Origin of the sequence: Mesorhizobium sp. CA15, from assembly GCF_020165215.1 — a bacterium.
GTDB lineage: Bacteria > Pseudomonadota > Alphaproteobacteria > Rhizobiales > Rhizobiaceae > Mesorhizobium.
Map to the genome: position 1 here is coordinate 138,041 of NZ_JAIUHQ010000013.1, position 18,268 is coordinate 156,308.

21 protein-coding genes are annotated in these 18,268 nt (G+C 63.9%); 8 read left to right on the forward strand and 13 right to left on the reverse strand.

The window, feature by feature from the left end; translation table 11 throughout:
* Nucleotides 1-32: 32 nt before the first annotated feature.
* The 3 genes from LB515_RS20515 to LB515_RS20525 form a co-directional block, all read right to left on the reverse strand.
* The gene (locus tag LB515_RS20515; protein WP_224708781.1) at nt 33-2,153 is read right to left on the reverse strand and encodes a molybdopterin-dependent oxidoreductase; all 2,121 of its coding nucleotides are present in this window, start codon (nt 2,151-2,153) and stop codon (nt 33-35) included.
* 175 nt (nt 2,154-2,328) lie between these two features.
* Nucleotides 2,329-2,523, reverse strand: a complete 195-nt coding sequence (locus LB515_RS20520) for a hypothetical protein (protein ID WP_140846073.1) — start codon at nt 2,521-2,523, stop codon at nt 2,329-2,331.
* A 119-nt stretch (nt 2,524-2,642) separates the two neighbouring features.
* Entirely contained in the window at nt 2,643-4,520 is a 1,878-nt protein-coding gene (locus LB515_RS20525) for an ABC-F family ATP-binding cassette domain-containing protein (protein WP_224708782.1), read from the reverse strand.
* A gap of 136 nt (nt 4,521-4,656) precedes the next feature.
* Here LB515_RS20525 and LB515_RS20530 point away from each other — a divergent pair, with 136 nt between their 5' ends.
* From LB515_RS20530 to LB515_RS20540, 3 genes are all read left to right on the forward strand, one after another.
* Nucleotides 4,657-4,893, forward strand: coding sequence for a hypothetical protein (locus tag LB515_RS20530; protein WP_224708783.1), 237 nt, complete (start codon nt 4,657-4,659; stop codon nt 4,891-4,893).
* A gap of 201 nt (nt 4,894-5,094) precedes the next feature.
* Nucleotides 5,095-5,805 carry a lysozyme inhibitor LprI family protein gene (locus LB515_RS20535; protein WP_224708784.1) on the forward strand — a complete coding sequence of 237 codons (711 nt, stop codon included), beginning with the start codon at nt 5,095-5,097 and terminating at the stop codon, nt 5,803-5,805.
* Between the two features lie 290 nt (nt 5,806-6,095).
* Nucleotides 6,096-6,296 (forward strand): hypothetical protein, encoded by a 201-nt coding sequence (locus LB515_RS20540; protein ID WP_095767070.1) that lies wholly within the window; start codon nt 6,096-6,098, stop codon nt 6,294-6,296.
* A 95-nt stretch (nt 6,297-6,391) separates the two neighbouring features.
* Here the strand turns inward: LB515_RS20540 and LB515_RS20545 are convergent, their stop codons facing one another.
* The 5 genes from LB515_RS20545 to LB515_RS20565 form a co-directional block, all read right to left on the reverse strand.
* The gene (locus LB515_RS20545; protein ID WP_224708785.1) at nt 6,392-6,709 is read right to left on the reverse strand and encodes a hypothetical protein; all 318 of its coding nucleotides are present in this window, start codon (nt 6,707-6,709) and stop codon (nt 6,392-6,394) included.
* Between the two features lie 3 nt (nt 6,710-6,712).
* The gene (locus LB515_RS20550; protein ID WP_095767194.1) at nt 6,713-7,162 is read right to left on the reverse strand and encodes a MucR family transcriptional regulator; all 450 of its coding nucleotides are present in this window, start codon (nt 7,160-7,162) and stop codon (nt 6,713-6,715) included.
* Between the two features lie 356 nt (nt 7,163-7,518).
* The gene (locus LB515_RS20555; protein ID WP_224544029.1) at nt 7,519-7,740 is read right to left on the reverse strand and encodes a hypothetical protein; all 222 of its coding nucleotides are present in this window, start codon (nt 7,738-7,740) and stop codon (nt 7,519-7,521) included.
* Nucleotides 7,721-8,830, reverse strand: a complete 1,110-nt coding sequence (locus tag LB515_RS20560; protein ID WP_224708786.1) for a DMT family transporter — start codon at nt 8,828-8,830, stop codon at nt 7,721-7,723. The genes LB515_RS20555 and LB515_RS20560 overlap by 20 nt, the downstream gene beginning before the upstream one ends.
* Nucleotides 8,830-9,663, reverse strand: coding sequence for a hypothetical protein (locus LB515_RS20565; protein WP_224708787.1), 834 nt, complete (start codon nt 9,661-9,663; stop codon nt 8,830-8,832). Before LB515_RS20565 ends, LB515_RS20560 begins: the two co-directional genes overlap by 1 nt.
* Nucleotides 9,664-9,776: 113 nt before the next feature.
* Between LB515_RS20565 and LB515_RS20570 the strand changes: the two genes are divergently transcribed.
* The gene (locus LB515_RS20570) at nt 9,777-10,745 is read left to right on the forward strand and encodes a LysR substrate-binding domain-containing protein (RefSeq protein WP_224524912.1); all 969 of its coding nucleotides are present in this window, start codon (nt 9,777-9,779) and stop codon (nt 10,743-10,745) included.
* A 262-nt stretch (nt 10,746-11,007) separates the two neighbouring features.
* Here LB515_RS20570 and LB515_RS20575 read toward each other — a convergent pair whose 3' ends face one another.
* A complete protein-coding gene (locus LB515_RS20575; RefSeq protein WP_140846066.1) occupies nt 11,008-11,190 on the reverse strand; it encodes a hypothetical protein in 183 nt (60 codons plus the stop codon).
* 133 nt (nt 11,191-11,323) lie between these two features.
* Between LB515_RS20575 and LB515_RS20580 the strand changes: the two genes are divergently transcribed.
* From LB515_RS20580 to LB515_RS20590, 3 genes are all read left to right on the forward strand, one after another.
* Nucleotides 11,324-11,491: a hypothetical protein gene (locus tag LB515_RS20580; protein ID WP_181165039.1), complete on the forward strand. Its 168-nt coding sequence runs from the start codon at nt 11,324-11,326 to the stop codon at nt 11,489-11,491.
* A 145-nt stretch (nt 11,492-11,636) separates the two neighbouring features.
* Complete coding sequence (locus LB515_RS20585) at nt 11,637-13,718, forward strand: ATP-dependent helicase (RefSeq protein WP_224708788.1); 2,082 nt, start codon at nt 11,637-11,639, stop codon at nt 13,716-13,718.
* A gap of 183 nt (nt 13,719-13,901) precedes the next feature.
* Nucleotides 13,902-14,204, forward strand: a complete 303-nt coding sequence (locus LB515_RS20590) for a DUF982 domain-containing protein (protein ID WP_224544031.1) — start codon at nt 13,902-13,904, stop codon at nt 14,202-14,204.
* 63 nt (nt 14,205-14,267) lie between these two features.
* On the opposite strand, the gene LB515_RS20595 is transcribed toward LB515_RS20590, so the two are convergent.
* Nucleotides 14,268-15,083, reverse strand: a complete 816-nt coding sequence (locus LB515_RS20595; RefSeq protein WP_224708789.1) for a sterol desaturase family protein — start codon at nt 15,081-15,083, stop codon at nt 14,268-14,270.
* A 240-nt stretch (nt 15,084-15,323) separates the two neighbouring features.
* Between LB515_RS20595 and LB515_RS20600 the strand changes: the two genes are divergently transcribed.
* A complete protein-coding gene (locus tag LB515_RS20600) occupies nt 15,324-15,743 on the forward strand; it encodes a hypothetical protein (RefSeq protein WP_224708790.1) in 420 nt (139 codons plus the stop codon).
* Between the two features lie 8 nt (nt 15,744-15,751).
* Here the strand turns inward: LB515_RS20600 and LB515_RS20605 are convergent, their stop codons facing one another.
* The 3 genes from LB515_RS20605 to LB515_RS20615 all read right to left on the reverse strand — a co-directional run.
* Nucleotides 15,752-16,537, reverse strand: a complete 786-nt coding sequence (locus LB515_RS20605; protein ID WP_224708791.1) for a GGDEF domain-containing protein — start codon at nt 16,535-16,537, stop codon at nt 15,752-15,754.
* 393 nt (nt 16,538-16,930) lie between these two features.
* The gene (locus tag LB515_RS20610) at nt 16,931-17,860 is read right to left on the reverse strand and encodes a hypothetical protein (RefSeq protein ID WP_224708794.1); all 930 of its coding nucleotides are present in this window, start codon (nt 17,858-17,860) and stop codon (nt 16,931-16,933) included.
* Between the two features lie 207 nt (nt 17,861-18,067).
* Nucleotides 18,068-18,268: DinB family protein (locus LB515_RS20615; protein WP_318012638.1), on the reverse strand; the 201-nt coding region annotated here is incomplete at its 5' end.

Consider the following 18,268-nt stretch of genomic DNA (forward strand, 5'->3'; position numbering starts at 1 on the left):
TGCGACGAGAGGTGCTTGGGCCAGATGGGAGGCTAGGCGCCGGACTCTTCAGCTTTCCGCAGCCACACCTTGTTGTCGTGGACGGCGGCGCCACCATAGGGTGCCGGCGCATCGGCGCCGGTCAGGACGTTGATGCCTTCGCCGCGCTCATGCGCGCTGTTCGGCCAGATGCCTTCCGCGATAACCACGCCTCGCTTCAGGCCGTCGAAGAATTTTGCGTGCAGCACCACGTCGCCGCGCCGGTTGCCGATCTCGACGCGGCCGCCATCCTCAATGCCGAGCGCCGCGGCGTCCTGCGGATGGACAAGCAGCTCCGGCCTGCCTTCCTTGGCCTTCGATACCGGCGTCTCGGCGAAACTCGAATTGAGGAAATTGCGCGCCGGCGAGGTCGCCAACCGGAACGGATGCTCCTCGTCCGCGATCTCGATCAGCTCGACATGATCGGGGAATTCCGGCAGCCGTCCCACCGGGCCGAACAGGCCCATGCTTTTCGGCGGCCGGTTGGGCGCCGACTGCCCGGTCCAGTTGGGCCGGAAGTGGAATTTCTTGTCGGCATGGCCGAAGCCGTTGATGAAATGCGCGTCGTCGAAGCCGGGCTGCAGGTCGACCCATTTCTCAGCCTTCAGGCTGTCGAAGCTGCCGAGCCCGCGCTTGCCGAGGATGATGTCGATATGCTCGCGCTCGGTCAGGCCGAAGCCGGGACGGTCGCCGACGCCGAGGCGCTTGGCGAGCTCCTCATTGACATAGTGGTTGGTTCGCGGCCCCTCCGGCGGCTCGATCAGCTTGGGACCCAGCGTGATGTGTTGGTTGCCGCCGCCCTTGTAGATGTCGTCATGCTCCAGAAACATCGTCGCCGGCAGCACGACGTCGGCGAGCTTGGCCGTGTCGGTCATGAACTGCTCATGCACGCAGGTGAACAAATCCTCGCGCAGAAAACCCTTTCTCACCAGCCGCTGCTCCGGCGCGACATTGGCCGGATTGGTGTTCTGGATCAGCATCGCCGTCACCGGGGGACCGCCATAGAGCGCGTCGGCCGCGCCCGTCAGCACCGGGCCGATGCGCGAATGGTCGAGATAGCGCACCTTCGGGTCGCGCATCGCGGTGCCTTCCAGCACGTCCTGATTCAGCTGGAAGATGCCGGAGTTGGAGTGGAAGGCGCCGCCGCCCTCATGCTGCCAGGCGCCGGTGACGGCGGCGATGCAGGAGGCGGCATGCATGTTGACGGCGCCGTTGCGCTGGCGTGCGAAGCCGTAGCCAAGCCGGAAATAGGTCTTCTTGGTGTTGCCGACGAGATGGGCGAATGCCTCGATCTCGGCGACGGATAGCCCGGTTATGGCGGCCGCCCATTCGGGCGTGCGCGTCCGCAAATGTTCTTCCAGCCCGCGGGGATCATCGGTGTATTTCTCGAGATAGGCGCGGTCGGCCAGCCCGTCGCGGAACAGCACATGCATGACCGCGCAGGCGAGCGCCCCGTCGGTGCCGGGCTTCAGCACCAGGCCGAGATCGGCCTGCTTCATCGTGGCGTTGTCGTAGATGTCGATGACGACGATCTTGGCCCCACGCTCCTTGCGCGCCCTGGTCGCATGGGTCATCACGTTGACTTGGGTGACCACGGCATTGGTGCCCCAGATCACCACGCAGTCGGATTTCGCCATCTCGCGCGGATCGGGACCGCGCAGCGCGCCCGCTCCCATCATCCAGCCGGTCCAGGCGAGATTGGTGCAGATCGAGCCGAAGAAGCCCGAGTATTTCTTGGCGTGGCGCAGCCGCTGGATGCCGTCGCGCTGCACCAGCCCCATCGTGCCGGCGTAGAAATAAGGCCAGACCGTCTCCGAGCCGTATTTTTCTTCGGCTGCAATGAATTTTTCCGCCACAAGGTCGAGGGCTGCTTCCCAGCTGGCTTCCTTCCAGGCGCCCTCGCCCTTGGCGCCGGCGCGCACCAGCGGTTTCAGCAGCCGGTCGGGATGGTGGACGCGGTCGGCATAGCGCGCGACCTTGGCGCAGACGACACCCGCCGTATAGCTGTTCGCCTTGGCGCCGTGGACGCGGCCGATGCGGTTGTCATCGAGCAGTTCGACTTCGAGGGCGCAGGTGGAGGGGCAATCATGCGGACAGGCCGAATGGCCGATCCGGAGCTTGGCGTGCTGGTTCATGCGAAGTGTGTAGCGGGTTTTGGAGGAGAGGTGTAGGGCCAGATGGGCTCCCCCTTCTCCCCTTGCGGGAGAAGGTGGATCGGCGCGTAGCGCCGAGACGGATGAGGGGTGTTGGAAGAAACGAGGCGGTTGTCTTGCAAGGCAACTGCCAAGCTGGAATCAAACCTAATGTCGGCTACTCAGTGATGTTTTTATACAGCGCGCTATAAGCGCCGCATTTCGGGCAGCGCATGTGCCGCTCGATATGATCTTCGCCTGCCTTGGTGTCGAAAACTTTGAGGTCCGCTTCGCCACATTCCGGGCATTTGACACTTGCGTTCGAGTCGACCGCCAGAAGGCTGCCTGCATTGATCCACAATTTTCTGGACATCGACGTTTCCCGCACCGCTTTACCCAATTCCAGCGTCTCACTCCGCTGGAACACCCCTCATCCGTCTCGGCGCTGCGCGCCGATCCACCTTCTCCCACAAGGGGAGAAGGGAAATAGCGTTACTCCGCGATCCCTTCCTCATACTCCGCCGACATCGTCAGCCACCTGTCCTCGTTTTGCGCCAGCGTCTGCGCCAGTTGCGAGCGCTCCTTCGCAAGCTGCGTCGCGGTCGAGGGGTCCTTTTCGTAGACCGCCGGATTGGCAAGCTCGTCCTCGATCAGGTCGATGCGCTTGCGGATGCGATCCATGAGCGCCTCGGTGGCGCGGATTTCCTTGGCTAAAGGCTCCAGTGCCGCACGGCGCTGGGCCGCCTCGCGGCGGCGATCGGCCTTGGACGCCTTGTCCGCCTCCTTCTGCTCGCGGCGGTTGGCGGAAACGCCGGTGACCAGTGTCTTATAATCCTCGAGGTCGCCGTCATAGGGATTGACCGCGCCGTCCTTGACCAGCCACAGCCGGTCGGCCGTCGCCTCGAGCAGATGCCGATCGTGCGAGATCAGGATCACCGCGCCCGGAAAATCGTTCAGCGCATGAATCAGCGATTCACGGCTGTCGATGTCGAGGTGATTGGTGGGCTCGTCGAGGATGAACAGGTTCGGCCCCTCGAAGGCCGACAACCCCATCAACAGCCGCGCCTTCTCGCCGCCGGACAGATCCTTGGCGGCGGTGTTCATCTTCTCGGTGGTAAGCCCAAACTGGGCGACACGGCCGCGCACCTTCGATTCCGGCGCCTCCGGCATCAGCCTGCGAACATGCTCGTAGGCGTTTTCCTCGGGCCTGAGATCGTCGAGCTGGTGCTGGGCAAAGATCGCCACCTTCAGCCCAGGCGCTACCGTCATCGTGCCGGCCTCCTGCTTCAGCCGGCCGGACAGAAGCTTGGCGAAAGTCGACTTGCCGTTGCCGTTGGCGCCGAGCAGCGCGATACGGTCATCGGCATCGATGCGCAAGGTCATCTTCTTCAGGATCGGCTCACCGGGCGTATAACCGACACTGACGTTGTTGAGCGCAACGATCGGCGATGCCACCGTCTTCACCGGCTCCGGAAACGAGAATGGCCGCACCGTGTCGTTCACGATCGCCGCGATCGGCTTCATCTTTTCCAGCGCCTTGATGCGCGACTGCGCCTGCCTGGCCTTGGAGGCCTTGGCGCGAAAACGCTCGACGAAGGATTCCATATGCTTGCGGGCGGCTTCCTGCTTGATGCGGCCCTTTTCCTGCTGTTCCCTTTGCTCGGTGTACTGGCGCTCGAACTGGTCGTAGCCGCCGCGCCAGAAGGTCAGCTTCTTCTGATCGAGGTGGACGATGGAATTGACGGCGCGATTGAGCAGGTCACGGTCGTGGGAGATCAGCAGAACTGTGTGCGGATATTTCGAGACGTAATTCTCGAGCCAGAGCGTGCCTTCGAGGTCGAGATAGTTGGTCGGCTCGTCGAGCAGCAGAAGGTCGGGCTCGGAAAACAGCACTGCGGCCAAAGCCACGCGCATGCGCCAGCCGCCCGAGAAGGAGGAAGCCGGGCGGCGCTGCGCCGCGTCGTCGAAGCCGAGGCCGGCAAGGATGGTGGCCGCGCGGGACTCGGCCGAGTGGGCGTCGATGTCGGCCAGCCGCATGTGGATGTCGGCAATACGGTGCGCGTCGGTCGCCGTCTTTTCCTCTTCGAGCAGCGCGGTGCGCTCAATATCGGCCTTGAGCACGATGTCGATCAGCGGCTCCTCGGTGCCGGGCGCTTCCTGCGCCACCTGGCCGATGCGGGTGCTTTTCGGCAGGCTGATCGAACCGGTCTCCGAAGGGAAATCACCGGTGATCGCCTTGAACAGCGTGGTCTTGCCGGTGCCGTTGCGGCCGACGAGGCCGGCCTTGGTGCCGGCCGGCAGCGTCAATGAAGCATGATCGAGAAGCAGCCGCCCCGCCATGCGCAGCGTAAGGTCGTTGATGATAAGCATGGCCGGCTTTTGCACGGGAGATCGGCGCTTCGCAAGAGCCAGGGCCCGGGATGAGACCCCCGCTCGCTGTCTTTGGCCGTCCAGCAAAAAACTCGAAGGACTGGAACCAGTTGCCGGCCGAAGCGTTTGGACGCCCGTGATCCGCTATCTCGCCCTGGCTTTCATCTTCTTCCAGGTCGCCACGACAACCGCGCTGGCGACGCAGGTGGTTCTGTTCGAAGACGAGACCGCTCACATTGCTCTCGCCGCTGAACCCGCGAGCGCGCTGCAGGGCCAACCAACCTCGCCCCAAGCGGCCAAGATTGCGAACCGGCTGGAGACGCGGGAGCCGGAACACCTGTTGATCCAAATCGATTCCGGAAAAGCATCCTAGCTTCGCCTTATGATTGACGAAGAGGCTGGCGGACACGCCCCTTTATCCTGCCGGAATGTCTCCCCTCACGGAAGGATTGTTCGTTCCTCTGCTTTCGCCCGGTCGCACTTTGCTTGCCACGTCACAGGTTTGGCGTTGATCGCCGCTGTTGTCTCAACCTATGCTGGCGCGAGCGGCGGGTACAAGCAGAGGACAGATCAGATGTCAGCCAAGACCTCGCTCCTTTCGGCCTCGCTGGCGGTCGCGATTTTCGCAGTCGTCGCCGGGTTGACCATGCTTCCCACCACTCCCGCCGCCCGTGCGGCAACCATCGACTGCGCGGCAGCGAAGACGCAGGCCGACCTTGCGACCTGCACGGCCGCGAATGCCGCTTCGGCGGACGCGGGGCTCAATGCAGTCTACAAGGAGCTGGCGGGACGTCTGGCTCCCACCGACCTGAAGCGCCTGCGCGAGGCGCAGCGCGCCTGGATCCCGTTCCGCGACAAGGAATGCGCCTTCCGCACCGAGCCCTATGCCGATGGCTCCGCGCATTCGAGCCTGATCGAGTCCTGCAAGGCGGAGTTGACCAAGGTGCGGCTGGCGCAGTTGCAGCACCAGTTGCAATGTCCCGAAGGCGACCTCTCCTGCGTGCCGCAAACCGGCGGCAGCGCCGCGCCCGCGACGGCTGGCACGGCGTCTGCGAAACCCGCCGCTGCACAGGCAAGCCGGAACGACACGCGGCCATGCGTGCAATCCGCGGGAAAGGCGAAGTCGGACCAGTATGTCTCGCAATGCGTCCAGGTGTCGCCGGCGACCAATCCGCCCTGCAACGGGCAAAATGCATGCAGCATGATGATCGACGAGATCAAGCGCGGCTGCGCCATGATCGGCAACGACAACCCGCCCGCCTTTTGTTCCGCCTACAAGAACTAAGCCGCACCCGACGTCGCTCGTGACTGCCACGGCGATCAACATTCCCGGAGAAAGATCAACCCGTCGCAAGCAGACAACCGCAAGTTTGCCTCGTGCTCAATATTGATGCAGCAAGAGACGATACCACCAAAAAGGCGGCGAAATCTTCTGACCCAAGCATGATGCTTATCAAAAATTGATTTCAGTTTTTATCGCAAACCTGCGACCTTGCCGATGCGCCGTGAGTCGTGAGTTGGCGCCAACGATAACTTGATCCAAGAAAACTTGGCTCTGGCATTCAGGAGCTCACGATGGGCGCGGCGATCAATGATCCACGCACGTTGCGATATGTCGCGGAAATCACGCGCAAGCTGGCGAAGATGCTCTCGCGCACGCGCTACAACATGCTCGTCTACCTTCTTGAGATGACGGCTGTCGAGGCGGAGAGCCTGGCCAACGAGCAGGACCCCAAGCAGGTCCGGCCGGCGGAGCCGCCTCAGGTCCTCGGCTGAGCGCTCGCCATAAGGCGGTCCAGAGCGTTTCACCGTTTCGAGGAAACGGTAAATCGCTCTATCTCCCTGTTTTGACGCAGTTCCGGGCGGAAAGGCTACGCCGAAGTCGCCGAGCCTAACCGCTCACACTTTTTCTGGAATTGCTCAAGGACGGCGAGACATTCCAGCCTGTGCGCCTCGATCACCGACGGAGCGTCGCATTCGATGATGGCGCGCTCGAACCGGTCGAGCGCGTCCAGCACCGCAAGCAGGTCGCCGGACGGACTGCCCAGCGAAAACAGGATGCGCCGCGCCTTGACGCCGTGAGCCGCATCCACTGAGCACTGCGCGGCGACCCCGCGGCGCAATGCAGCAAGGTCGGCCAGACGGTCGCGCCATAGCCATGGCGCGACATCATCCGTTGCGGGCAACATGCCTCAGGCCTTGGCCTTACGCTTGCCCTTGCTCCTGGCCGCATCGCCGCCGGCCGGCTTGCGGCCGAGGCCGGAGGATTTGGCCAACGCCGAGCGGGTGGCCGAGTAGCTCGGCGCCACCATCGGATAATCGGCGGGCAGGCCCCATTTCGCACGATATTCGTCCGGCGTCAGGTTATGATCGGTCGCGAGGTGACGCTTCAACGACTTGAACTTCTTTCCGTCCTCCAGGCACACGATGTGGTCGGGGAAAACCGAGCGCTTCGGGTTGACCGCGGGCGTCTGCGCCACGGCCTCCTTGACAACGCTGCCGGTGGCGAGCCTGCGCACCGACGCGCTGACGCTGGCGATCAGATCGGGCAGGCCGGAGGCAGGGAGCGGATTGTTGCCGACATAGGCCGAGACAATGTCGGCGGTCAGTTCGATTGCAGTCTTATCGTCGATGTTGGACAATTTTTTCACCTTCTGCTGGCCCTCAAATCGCCAGCTCTTTTTTTAAGACTTTCGTCGGTGTATCGAATTGGACCTGTCCCCCAACGGACCGTCCAGAGTCAGTAAAGCTACGAGACTCAATACCGGGTGATGTTTCTACACGGATTGGAAACGCGCAAGTTAGGAATTCTAATAGCTATAGCGCACGCTTTATAGCACCGGCCGCCCGCCTGGATAGGTAAAAGGGGCTACAGAACTTCAACCTACGGTAGGAGTTGCTGAAAAATCGAAGTTCAGGCCAAGTTCCAGCACGGCAACGGCAATCTACCAGCCGAATGCTCGACCATGCGCGATTCGGCGGCCCCATGGCAAATCGCTCATCCGGCGGCGACACCGCGCCTGAGCTCGGCAGGCGGCCTCTCCGCGAGGATCTCCAGCACGCGCTTCCAGCGCGCGCAGCGGCTAAAGTCCTTCTGCTCGATGGCCTTTTCGGCCTTCATGGCCGCATAGAGCGGCGCCTCCGCGCCAAACTCCCTGACCAGCCAGTGCGCCTCCTGCCTGGCGCGGCGTTCGTCCTCGTCAACGGCCATTTTGGACATTGTGCCTGCTCTCCGTACCTTCGATGCCGACCGCAAGGCAGCTGCCAATGACGAGGACGGCGCCGGCAACAGCCGTCATCGACAAGCTTTCGCCCGAGAGCGTCAGCAGAAACGTGGAAGCTATCGGCGTCAGATAGGCGACGACCGCTATCCTGCCGCCGTGGTCGAGCTTTGCCGCGCGCGACCAGAAATAATAGCCGAGCCCCATCGGGCCGGCGCCGAGATAGAGGCCGAGCAGAAGATGCGCGCCGCTCGGGCGCACGACGCCATCATGCAGGCACCAGGCGAAGGTGAGCGCGACACCGATCAGCGCCGAAGGCAGGAGCAGCCGCTCGGGCGACACGGCGAGGCGGCCGACAGCGAACGAGTAGAAGGCCATGCAGAGAGCGGAGCCGAAAGCGGCGAGATAGCCGACAAGGCTGCCGCCTTCGAACCATGCCCCGTTGGACCAAAAATGCGCGCGGCCGCCGGAGATCACCAGCGCCACGCCGACGAAACCAAGCGCCGCCGCCAGCCCGAGCAACACCGGACGCCGCGGCCTGCCAAGCAGGATGACCGCCGCGGCAGTCATCAGCGGCCAAGTATAGGCGACAAGGTTCGCCTCGATGACCGGCGCCGAGGCGAAGCCGATATATTGCAGGACCATGGTGCCGACCAGGCCGAGGAAGCCGACGAGATAGGCGAGCGCGGCATTTCCCTTCTCCCCTTGTGGGAGAAGGTGGATCGGCGCGAAGCGCCGAGACGGATGAGGGGTGTTGGAAGGAACTCCGGCGTCGGCGATCCGTCCAGCACCCCTCATCCGACCGAGCTTCGCTCGGCCACCTTCCCCCACAAGGGGGGAAGGAAAGAGCCGGATCAGCGCGAAAACAATCGTCGCGCCGCAAAATTGCAGGAACTGCACCTGCGACACCGGATAGACGGCAAGCAAGGTCTTGCCGACCAGGGCGTTGGTCGCCCACAGCGCTACGGCACCGAGGGCGAAGGCAAGCGCCGCGCCGCGGGCGCCGGAACGGCTTTGGCTTTCCGGCCCGACCGGCCCGAGACTCAGCGACACTGAAGGCGGCTGACACTCGACCGGATCGTCGGTCATTACCAAGACTCCCTCGCCCCGCCGGAAACCGCTTCCGCCGTCGGCTGCGGCACGGGATGTTCCTCGGCATGGCGGCGGTAGGCGGGCAGCTGGTTGGTCCAGACATCCTCGGCCAGCTCGTTCACCCAGGCACGGTCATGGTCGTTGTCGGCGGCGAGGTAGAACATGCGGTTGTCGTCGACATAGGGTTTGGCCGTCGAGCGCTGGTTGAGCACCAGGGTGACGCGCTCGCCGAGCTGGATCGGCGCGGTGCGGTGGAGCACACCGAGGAACTGACCGAGCGTGGCGTAATTCATCTTGTGGTCGATGCGCATGATCTTGTTGCGCGGCAGCTCGCGGCCGGATTCCAGGACCGAGCGGCCGGTCTCGGAATCGTCGCAGTAGATTTCCAGATGACCGCCGACGAGAGGATCGCTGATCGACAGCGGAATGAGCTCCGTCACCGGAACGCCGTCGCAATGCCATTCGACCGCGCCATCCCTTGGATTCATGAAGGTGACGGTCGAGCCGACGATCGACAGCGGATAGGGCTCGAGCTTGGTTCCCATCATGTCGGACAATCTTTCCAGGCGCAGCTTGTCGTGCAAGAGCTCCTTGATCTCGGGAATATAGCGGTCGGCACCAGTGATGAAGGTGAGGTCGAGGTGCTTGTGCACGGCATGGCTGGCCTTCAATTTGAGCGCCGCTTCTTCGATGGCGGCAAGCAGAGCCGGGTCGTAACCGTGACGATACTGGGCGACGCCGAAACCCGACACTTTCCAGGAGGTCTCATGACCAATGATGGCCTCGCGGCTCATTGCACAGCGCAGTTCGGGAATTGTATGGGCGTTCATTCTATTTTCTCCAAGATGGGGGCAACACTTGGTTAACAGTCATTTAAACGCCTACCCCTGTAAATTTAGGAATGCTGGTGGTAGCGTAAGCCCAGCTTAAGGTCGAAAACCCCGTGCGACTGCTCAGTCAGGTCAACCTCAACTCGCTGAAAATCGTGGAGAGCGCCGCGAGGCACAGGAATTTCACGCGCGCCGGCGAAGAGCAATTCATCACCGCTTCCGCCGTCAGCCAGCGCGTGAAGAGCCTGGAGGATCAGCTGCGCTTCAAGATCTTCGAGCGCGGCGGCAACGCGGTGTCACTGACGCCGGAGGGCGAGACCTATGTGGCGCGCGTGCGCGAGGCGCTGGAGCGGATCGTGGCGGCCAGCATGGAGGCAACCGGCCAGTCGCAGGCGCATGTGTTGCGGATCTGCGTGCTGCCGACCTTTGCGGCGCGCTGGCTGTTTCCGCGGCTTTCGGCCTTCCAGCATCAATATTCCGATATTGAGATGCGGGTGTCGACCTCTTACGCCACGCATGAATTCTCGACTTCGGAATACGACCTCGAAATCCGTTATGGCGACGGCAATTTCCCCGGTCTCACGTCGGAGCTGCTGTTCAAGGAAGACCTGACGCCGGTGTGCAGCCGCAAACTCTTCCATGAGGTGCTGGGCGACAAACCGCTGTCGAAGGTGGTGCCGGAGGATCTGCGCTACTTCACGCTGCTACACTCTGACACGTGCACGCAGAACTGGCAGTCGTGGCTGGGCTTTGCCGGCGCAAGCTTCGTGCTTGGCGAAACGAGGAGCGTCTATTTCGATAGCTGCATGATGTCCTACGAAGCGGCCAATGCCGGCATGGGCTTTGCCGTCGCCAACCGCGCCTATATGGCAAGCGACATCCGCGCCGAACGGCTGGTGGCCCCCTTCGCGGTCCACCATCCCAACACGGCGGGTTGGTATTTCGTCAGCCCCATCAAGGCGGTCGGCGCCCGCAAGGTCGAGTTGTTCAAGCGGTGGATCATGGCCGAAGCGGCGCTGACGCAGCGCCAGTTGGACATCGAGATCGCCAACGTGCCGGTACGGCGCGTGGCGATGGCGTGAAGGCCAGTCTTCCACGGATGCTCACTTGAGCGAATCCCGCACCATCGGAGGTCTCGCAATGACGGGCCCTGCAGAATTTCGTGATTTTCCGGTGGCTCCCTAGCCGGCTACCGCGATCGCACCATGACGCGAAGCGGAGACTCAGCTATCTTGTGTTGTGCGGCGGGCCTGATTTTCCCGCTTGGCCGGCGCTACCGAGCTTCCTCCCAAGCGGCGCCGGCCTTCTTCGTTTCGGCCCAACGATAATCCGACCTGCCCTGCCCTATTGCTTCGGCGGCGTGCCCGGCTGGTCTCCGCCGGTGGTCGATTTCGGCACAGGGTTCTTGTCGACCTGCGGGTTCTGGTTGACTTCATCGCCCGGCGCCTTGGTGGGCGGCACGCTGTTGTCGCAGGCGGCGAGCACGAGCCCTGCCGCAAGAGCCAGCAGCACAGGAAGCTTCTTCATGACGACCTCCTCTCGTTCGCTCCTTGAGGGGCAAACGGGGCGGTGGCGGTTTGGTTGCGTTGACCGGCGGGAACCAACCGATCCGAGTCCGGTTGGAATCCCGAGCCAATCGAACGCAACGAGGAAACTGATTATGGTCCGCCTTCTGCTTGCCGGGCTTTTTGCCTACACCGCCTATCGCGTTGCCGTGAGGATCATCGACGAGGTGCCTGGAGACGTCGCGCCACTGGATATGCCGGGCGACGAGAGGCGCAATTTGCGGCGCCAGTCGGCGGCGATGGGGGTCGAGCCGAAGCGGTAGCGGCTCTTTCGATTGGGAATAGCCCCTTCCGGTGAAGCGTGGATGCCGGCGCAGCCCCTCTCCGGCCGCTTCCCGGCCACCTCTCCCCCCTCGCGCGGGCCGAGGAAATTATTGCGAACAAAGCGGAAACGATGCTTGATGGGCGATGAACATCGCCGCCCGTGATTCGTCCTTCGAGACGCCCGCCTATCTTGCCCGGCTGAACGACGAGCAGCGGCTGGCGGTGGTGCATGGCGACGGCAAGATGGCGGCACCGCTGCTGGTGATCGCCGGCGCAGGCTCCGGCAAGACCAACACGCTGGCGCATCGCGTCGCCCATCTCATCGTCAAGGGCGCCGATCCGCGCCGCATCCTGTTGATGACCTTCTCCCGCCGCGCGGCGGCCGAGATGGCCAAGCGCGTCGAGCGCATTGCCGGCGAGGTGCTGGGGCGCGACGCGGCAATCATCGCCGACGCGTTGGCCTGGGCCGGCACTTTCCACGGCATCGGCGCGCGACTGCTGCGCGACTATGCCGAGCAGATCGGCCTCGACCCGGCCTTCACCATCCATGACCGCGAGGATTCGGCCGACCTGATGAACCTTGCGCGGCACGAGCTGGGATTCTCGAAGACCGAAAGCCGCTTTCCTACCAAAGGCACCTGCCTGCAGATCTATTCACGGGCGGTGAATGCGCAGGCGCCGCTGGGAGAAGTGCTTGGTTCGGCCTTCCCCTGGTGCTCAGGATGGGCCGAACAGCTGAAGGAGTTGTTCGCGGCTTACGTCGAGGCAAAGCAGGCGCAGAACGTTCTCGATTACGACGACCTGCTGCTCTACTGGGCGCAGATGGCGGCCGAGCCGGAGATCGCGGCGCATCTCGGCGGTCGCTTCGATCATGTGCTGGTCGACGAATACCAGGACACCAATCGGCTGCAGGCCTCGATCCTTCTGGCGCTGAAGCCGGACGGCGCCGGGCTGACCGTGGTGGGCGACGATGCGCAGTCGATCTATTCCTTCCGCGCTGCCGAAGTGCGCAACATCCTCGATTTCCCAAAGCAGTTCGTGCAAGCAGCCGCGGTGATCATGCTGGAGCGTAACTACCGCTCGACCGAGACGATCCTGGCCGCCGCCAACAAGGTCATCGGCGAGGCCAGCGAGCGCTTCACCAAGAATCTATGGACCGAGCGCCGGTCCTCGCACAAGCCGCAACTGGTCAGCGTGCGCGACGAGGCCGAGCAGGCCAATTATGTGTGCCAAGCGATCCTGGCCGAGCGCGAGGCCGGCACGGCGCTGAAGGCGCAGGCGGTGCTGTTCCGCACCTCGAGCCATAGCGGGCCGCTGGAGGTGGAGCTCACGCGCCGCAACATCCCCTTCGTCAAGTTCGGCGGGCTGAAATTCCTCGATGCCGCGCATGTCAAGGACATGTTGGCGATGCTGCGCTTTGCCGAGAACCCGCGCGACCGCGTCGCCGGTTTTCGCGTGCTGCAGCTCATGCCGGGCATCGGCCCGTCCGCCGCCTCGCAGATCGTCGACGCCATGGCGACGTCGCTGGACGAGACGCTGGGCCTGGCACGGTTCCGGCCGCCGCAGCGCGCGGCGCAGGACTGGCCGGTCTTCCTCGACATCTATGCCGGCTTACGCGCCGGCGCGAAATGGCCGGCCGACCTCGAGCGGATCAGGCTGTGGTACGAGCCGCATCTGGAGCGCATCCATGAGGATGCGATCACGCGCCGGGCCGATCTCCTCCAGCTTGAGCAGATCGCATCGACCTATCCGTCGCGCGAGCGGTTCCTGACCGAGCTCACCCTCGACCCGCCCGACGCAACAAGCGACCAGGCCGGGCCGCCGCATCGCGACGAGGATTATCTCATCCTATCGACCATCCATTCGGCCAAGGGCCAGGAATGGAAGAACGTCTTCGTGCTCAACACCGTTGACGGCTGCATCCCGGCCGATCTCGGCGTCGGCACCAAGGAGGACATCGAGGAGGAGCGGCGCCTGCTCTATGTGGCGATGACCCGGGCCAAGGACAGCCTGCATCTCGTCGTGCCGCAGCGCTTTTATCCGCACAACCAGGCGGCGCGCGGCGACCGCCACGTCTATGCCTCGCGCACGCGCTTCATCCCGGCCTCGATGCTTTCGGCCTTCGAGCAGTCGTCCTGGGCGAGCGCCGCGCTCAAGGACGACCCGCGCCAGCGGCCGGGCGTCAAGGTCGATCTCGGCGCCCGCATGCGCGGCATGTGGAAATAGGCTGCCAGGCCGTTCCAGCGACTGCAAGGCAAAGAGCCCGATTTGTCTCCGCGTCAGCGGGGGGCACGCCATCCTTGAGAAAACAGCGGCATGCGTGGAACCTCCCGCCGCAAGCCGCGTTGTGTGGCGTCCTTCCCCAGCCAGGGAGGCTCGCCGCCTCCGCAGCCAACTGACGAGGTCCGAATGCACGACAGGACGTTCTTCACACCGGTCGCCCTCAGCGTCGGCGCCGGCCACAAGCGCATGATCGCCTCGCTGTTCGAGATGCATGATTTCCTGACCGAGTTCCCGCCGTCGCGCCGCCGCCTCAGCTATGGCGCCGCGGTGAAGGCCTGCGAGGCCGCGCGGAATGGAGAAATCCCGGTCGAGGTCGCGCGCGATGCGCTGATCACCTTCGCGGTGACGGCAGGCGTCTTGTGGCCTTCGGAGCAGCCGGTCGTCTCGGTCAAGCCGGTGGCGCGCGGCTATGGCGGCTTCGCCGCCTGAATTTTACAACAGAAGACCGCCCTCCCGGAAAGCCCGCCCTCAGTGGCGGGTTTTTCCGTGACGTCATTCCGGCTTGGCGGCCGCCGGTAACGTTTCTGCGATCGGCGCGACCGGTTCGGCCGCGGTCACGAAGGGATAGACGAGCTGCTGGTGATAGAGCTGCGGCACCGGCTCGTCGATGCCGTATTTTTCCGGCATATGTTGCGGCATGAACAAGGTGCCGCCGATCAGATCGAGGACGGGCAACTGTCCGGCGAAGTTCTTGTCATAGGCCCGGCGTTCGTTGGCATGGTGCCAGTGATGAAACTGCGGCGAGGCAATCAGCCATCTCAGCGGCCCGAACTTGATGCCGGTGTTGGAGTGGATGAACACCGACTGCCAGTGATAGATCAGCACATAGATGAGAACCGCTTCGCCGGAAAAACCCAGGGCGAAGAGCGGCAGGAACGAAGCCGACTTGGTCAGGATCTGGTCCACCGGATGCACGCGGTGGCCGGCCAGCCAGTCCATCTCCTCGATCGAGTGATGGATGGCGTGAAAACGCCACAGGAACGGCACCGCGTGAAAGGCGCGATGGGCAAAGTAGAAGCCTATATCGGCGATGAGTAGGGCCTCGATCGTCTGCAGCCATAAAGGCTGCGACCGGACGGCGGCCGAAAGCGCCTCGGGAACGACGCGCGGGACCACCAGCATCGCAGCGCCGATCACCAGCAACAGGCCGAACTTGATGACGATGCCGTTGAAGAGCAGATAGAAGACGTCGTTCAGCCAATGCCGGCGCGTGGCCGATTGCTCGGCATGCAGCGGCAGGAGCTGCTCGAGCGGAATGAAGATGAGGGCGATGACCAGCACCGCCTTGTAGTCGATGAGATCGAACACGGTCGCTCGCGGATCGGCTGAGGCCAGTCTCCGACACTAGCCGCCAAAGAATGAACGGACCGTTGCTGGCATACGCGGCGCTGCGAAATCGCGTGAAAACTTTCGACGGCTGCGTGAAACACCACACGGACGGTTGCCGTTCACAATGTCAGTTGCGGACGCGCTTTAAGTCTTTGTTTTGATGCATGTCGTTGTCCCGGAACCGTTGCACACTTCCGGCGACATGCATCGGGAGGGCGGATGTTTCTCGATCGCGAGCGTTTCAAGCCGGCGGCCGAAATGCGGCTTGGCCGGGACAAGTCGTCGATCCGAGTGACGATAACCGATCCGAAGGCCTGCGAACTCGGCGAAGCCGTCTATGCCTGGGTCACCGCCGACGGCAAGGCGGTCAGGATCGGCACCTGCGGCGCCTCGGCGGGCAAGCGCCTGCTTTCCTATCCCGGCTACATCAATCGCAGCCTCACGGGCCGCGGCGGCGCGACGCCTAAATGGGAAGCGCTGAAGTGGCTGAACCTGCTCGCCGAACACGGCATGCTGATGGCGGTGGTGCATCAGCCGGGCCCGACCCCGACCGCGGCAGGCCTGATCAGGCCCTATCTCGATGTCGAGCGCCAGTTGATCCGCCAGCACAGGCCGCTGCTCAACCGCAGGCACCGTTGACCTCGGATTCAGTGGACCGTGCCGGCGGCATCGCCCGCCGGCCCGCCGCGCGGGATCTCGAAGCTCACCTGGTCGCGGCCATTGGACTTGGCCTTGTAGAGATGGCGGTCGGCGACCTGGAACATGTCATGGTAGGTGGTCGGGCCGCTGAAGGCGGTACCGCCGATGCTCACGGAAAGCGGCCAGGGCCGGCCGCCCGGCGCAAACTCGGCCTCGCGGATGCGGCGCCTGATGGATTCGGCGACCAGAAAGGAGCGTGCGGCGTCGGCGCCGGGCAGGAAGACCGCGAATTCCTCGCCGCCGATGCGTCCGACAATGTCGGCGCCGTGCAGTTGCCCCTTGATCGTCGCGGCGATCAACCTCAGCGCCTGGTCGCCGCAATCGTGACCGAGGCGGTCGTTGATCGATTTGAAGTGATCGGCATCGACGATCAGAAAGGCGCCGGTGTCGGCGACCGTTTGGCCGCGCGCCCGCTCGAGATAGGCTTCGACCAGCATCGAGAAGGCACCGCGATTGAAGACCGCCGTCAGGCTGTCGGTCGCGGCAATGACGCCGAGTTCCTTCTGCGTGATGGCCAGCTGGCGCATCTTCCACATCAGGAAGAACAGGAAGGAGCCGCCAAGGACAAGCGGCAGGAAAAGGTCCGTGAGTTGCGCCCAAAGCAGCGCCTGCGGCGACAGCGAGGGGAAATTGAAGGAATCGACGAAGAAGGCGGCGGCAATGAAAAAGGCGGTGCCGGCGGCGGTGACCACCACGACCCTGCCCCAACTTGTCGGGGACAAATCGATGCGCATGCCCTTTGCTCCCACTGCAACACGCTTATTGTGGAGCGCGAGCGCAAAAGAAGTCCTAACATATTAGCTTCAATGCAAGTGTGGTTAATACGCCGTCGGCACCGCCTGCCGTGGTAGGCAATCAGAAAGCCCACCACGGAAGGCTCTCCGACTGGCCGGAGGCCTCGTCAGGCACCGCCGGCCGCAGCCGGCAACGCGGCAGGCGTGCCGCAGAGCCTCACGGCCGGTCCGATGCTCCCGGTTGGCCGTTGGCTGCATGGTATTGCCTCGCTGCAACCGGTCGATTGTCCAGCCGGAGAACAATATCGGCTTCAATGCAAGCTCGGTGCGCGCAGCAATAACGCGAAGTAACCGGCAGGCCCGCCTCCACGGAGGCGGGCTCTGCTTTTCCTTTTAGTGGGCTGTCGAGCTGCCCGAACCACCCACGGTGCCACCGATTCCACCGCTCGAGGTATTGCCGGAACCAATGGTGGAGCCGGCGGCCGAGCCGCCGATGCCGGCGTTGAAGCCGCCGGAGCCGCCCACCGTGCCGGTGCCGCCGACGCCGCCCGTCGCACCAAACGAGGTACTAGTATTGGGGATGATTGTGTCTGTGGCACCACCAATCGAGCCGCTGGTGCTGGCGTTCAAGCCGCCAGCGCCGCCACCCACGGAGCCGGTACCGACGACGCCACCGGTCGCACCGAACGAGGTGCCGGTGGTTGTATCCATGGCACCGCCAATCGAGCCGTTGGTGCCGGCGTTCAAGCCACCGCCGCCACCTACTGTGCCGACGCCGCCGATGCCGCCCGTCGCACCGAACGAGGTGCCGGTAGTTGTACCCGCGGCACCACCAGTCCAGCCGCTGGTGCCGGCGTTCAAGCCACCGCCGCCACCTACTGTGCCGATGCCGCCCGTCGCTCCGAACGGGGTGTCGGTGGTCGTGCCCATGGCATCGCCAATCGAGCCGCTGGTGCCGACGTTCAAGCCGCTGGCGCCGCCCACCGTGTCGGTGCCGCCGATGCCGCCGGTCGCACCGAACGAGGTGCCTGTCCCGGTAGTCGTGCCCGCGACGCCGCCGATCGAGCCGGTAGTGCCGGCGTCGAAGCCGCCGGTGCCGCCCACGCCGACGCCGCCGATGCTGCTGCCAAAGCCCGTGCCGAGACCGGTTGAGCCGCCCATCGAGGAGCCCGTGCCGGTGCCCGCGCCGCCCGGGTTACCCGCCGCGACGCCAGTGTTGCCAATACCAAAGCCGATGTCGAGACCAGCGGCATTCGCCGGCACGGCGAGAATGGCGATGCCGCCGATCAATGTGCCGGCGATTTTTTCTACGATACCATTCATGGCATTCTCCTTCGTTGCCACTTTTTTCGCACTGCATCGCCGGACTGCCGGGTCCGTGCGCATGCCTGTGCGAGAGGGAATGAAGGGAATACGAACGGGCTCGGTCAGGGTTCCATTTTTTCAAGGTAAAATTCGCTGATTACGCGTCTTCCTTGATGGTTGAGTTTGATCGAAAATCGGCTCGCGGAAAGCTGGACGGTACAGCGCTCAGGCGTAGGCGCGACCTTCCTCGGAGCGCTGGAACAGTGCCAGGTCGAGCGACACCGAAGGCCGGCCGAGCACCGTGAGCACCATATGCGCCTGGCCGCGATGGTGGGTCTGGTGGTTGAAGAAATGGCCGAGCGCCGGCGAAAGGCGCTGCGAGACGGTGCGCATGTCGACGGTCATGTAGGAGAAACGGCCGGCGAG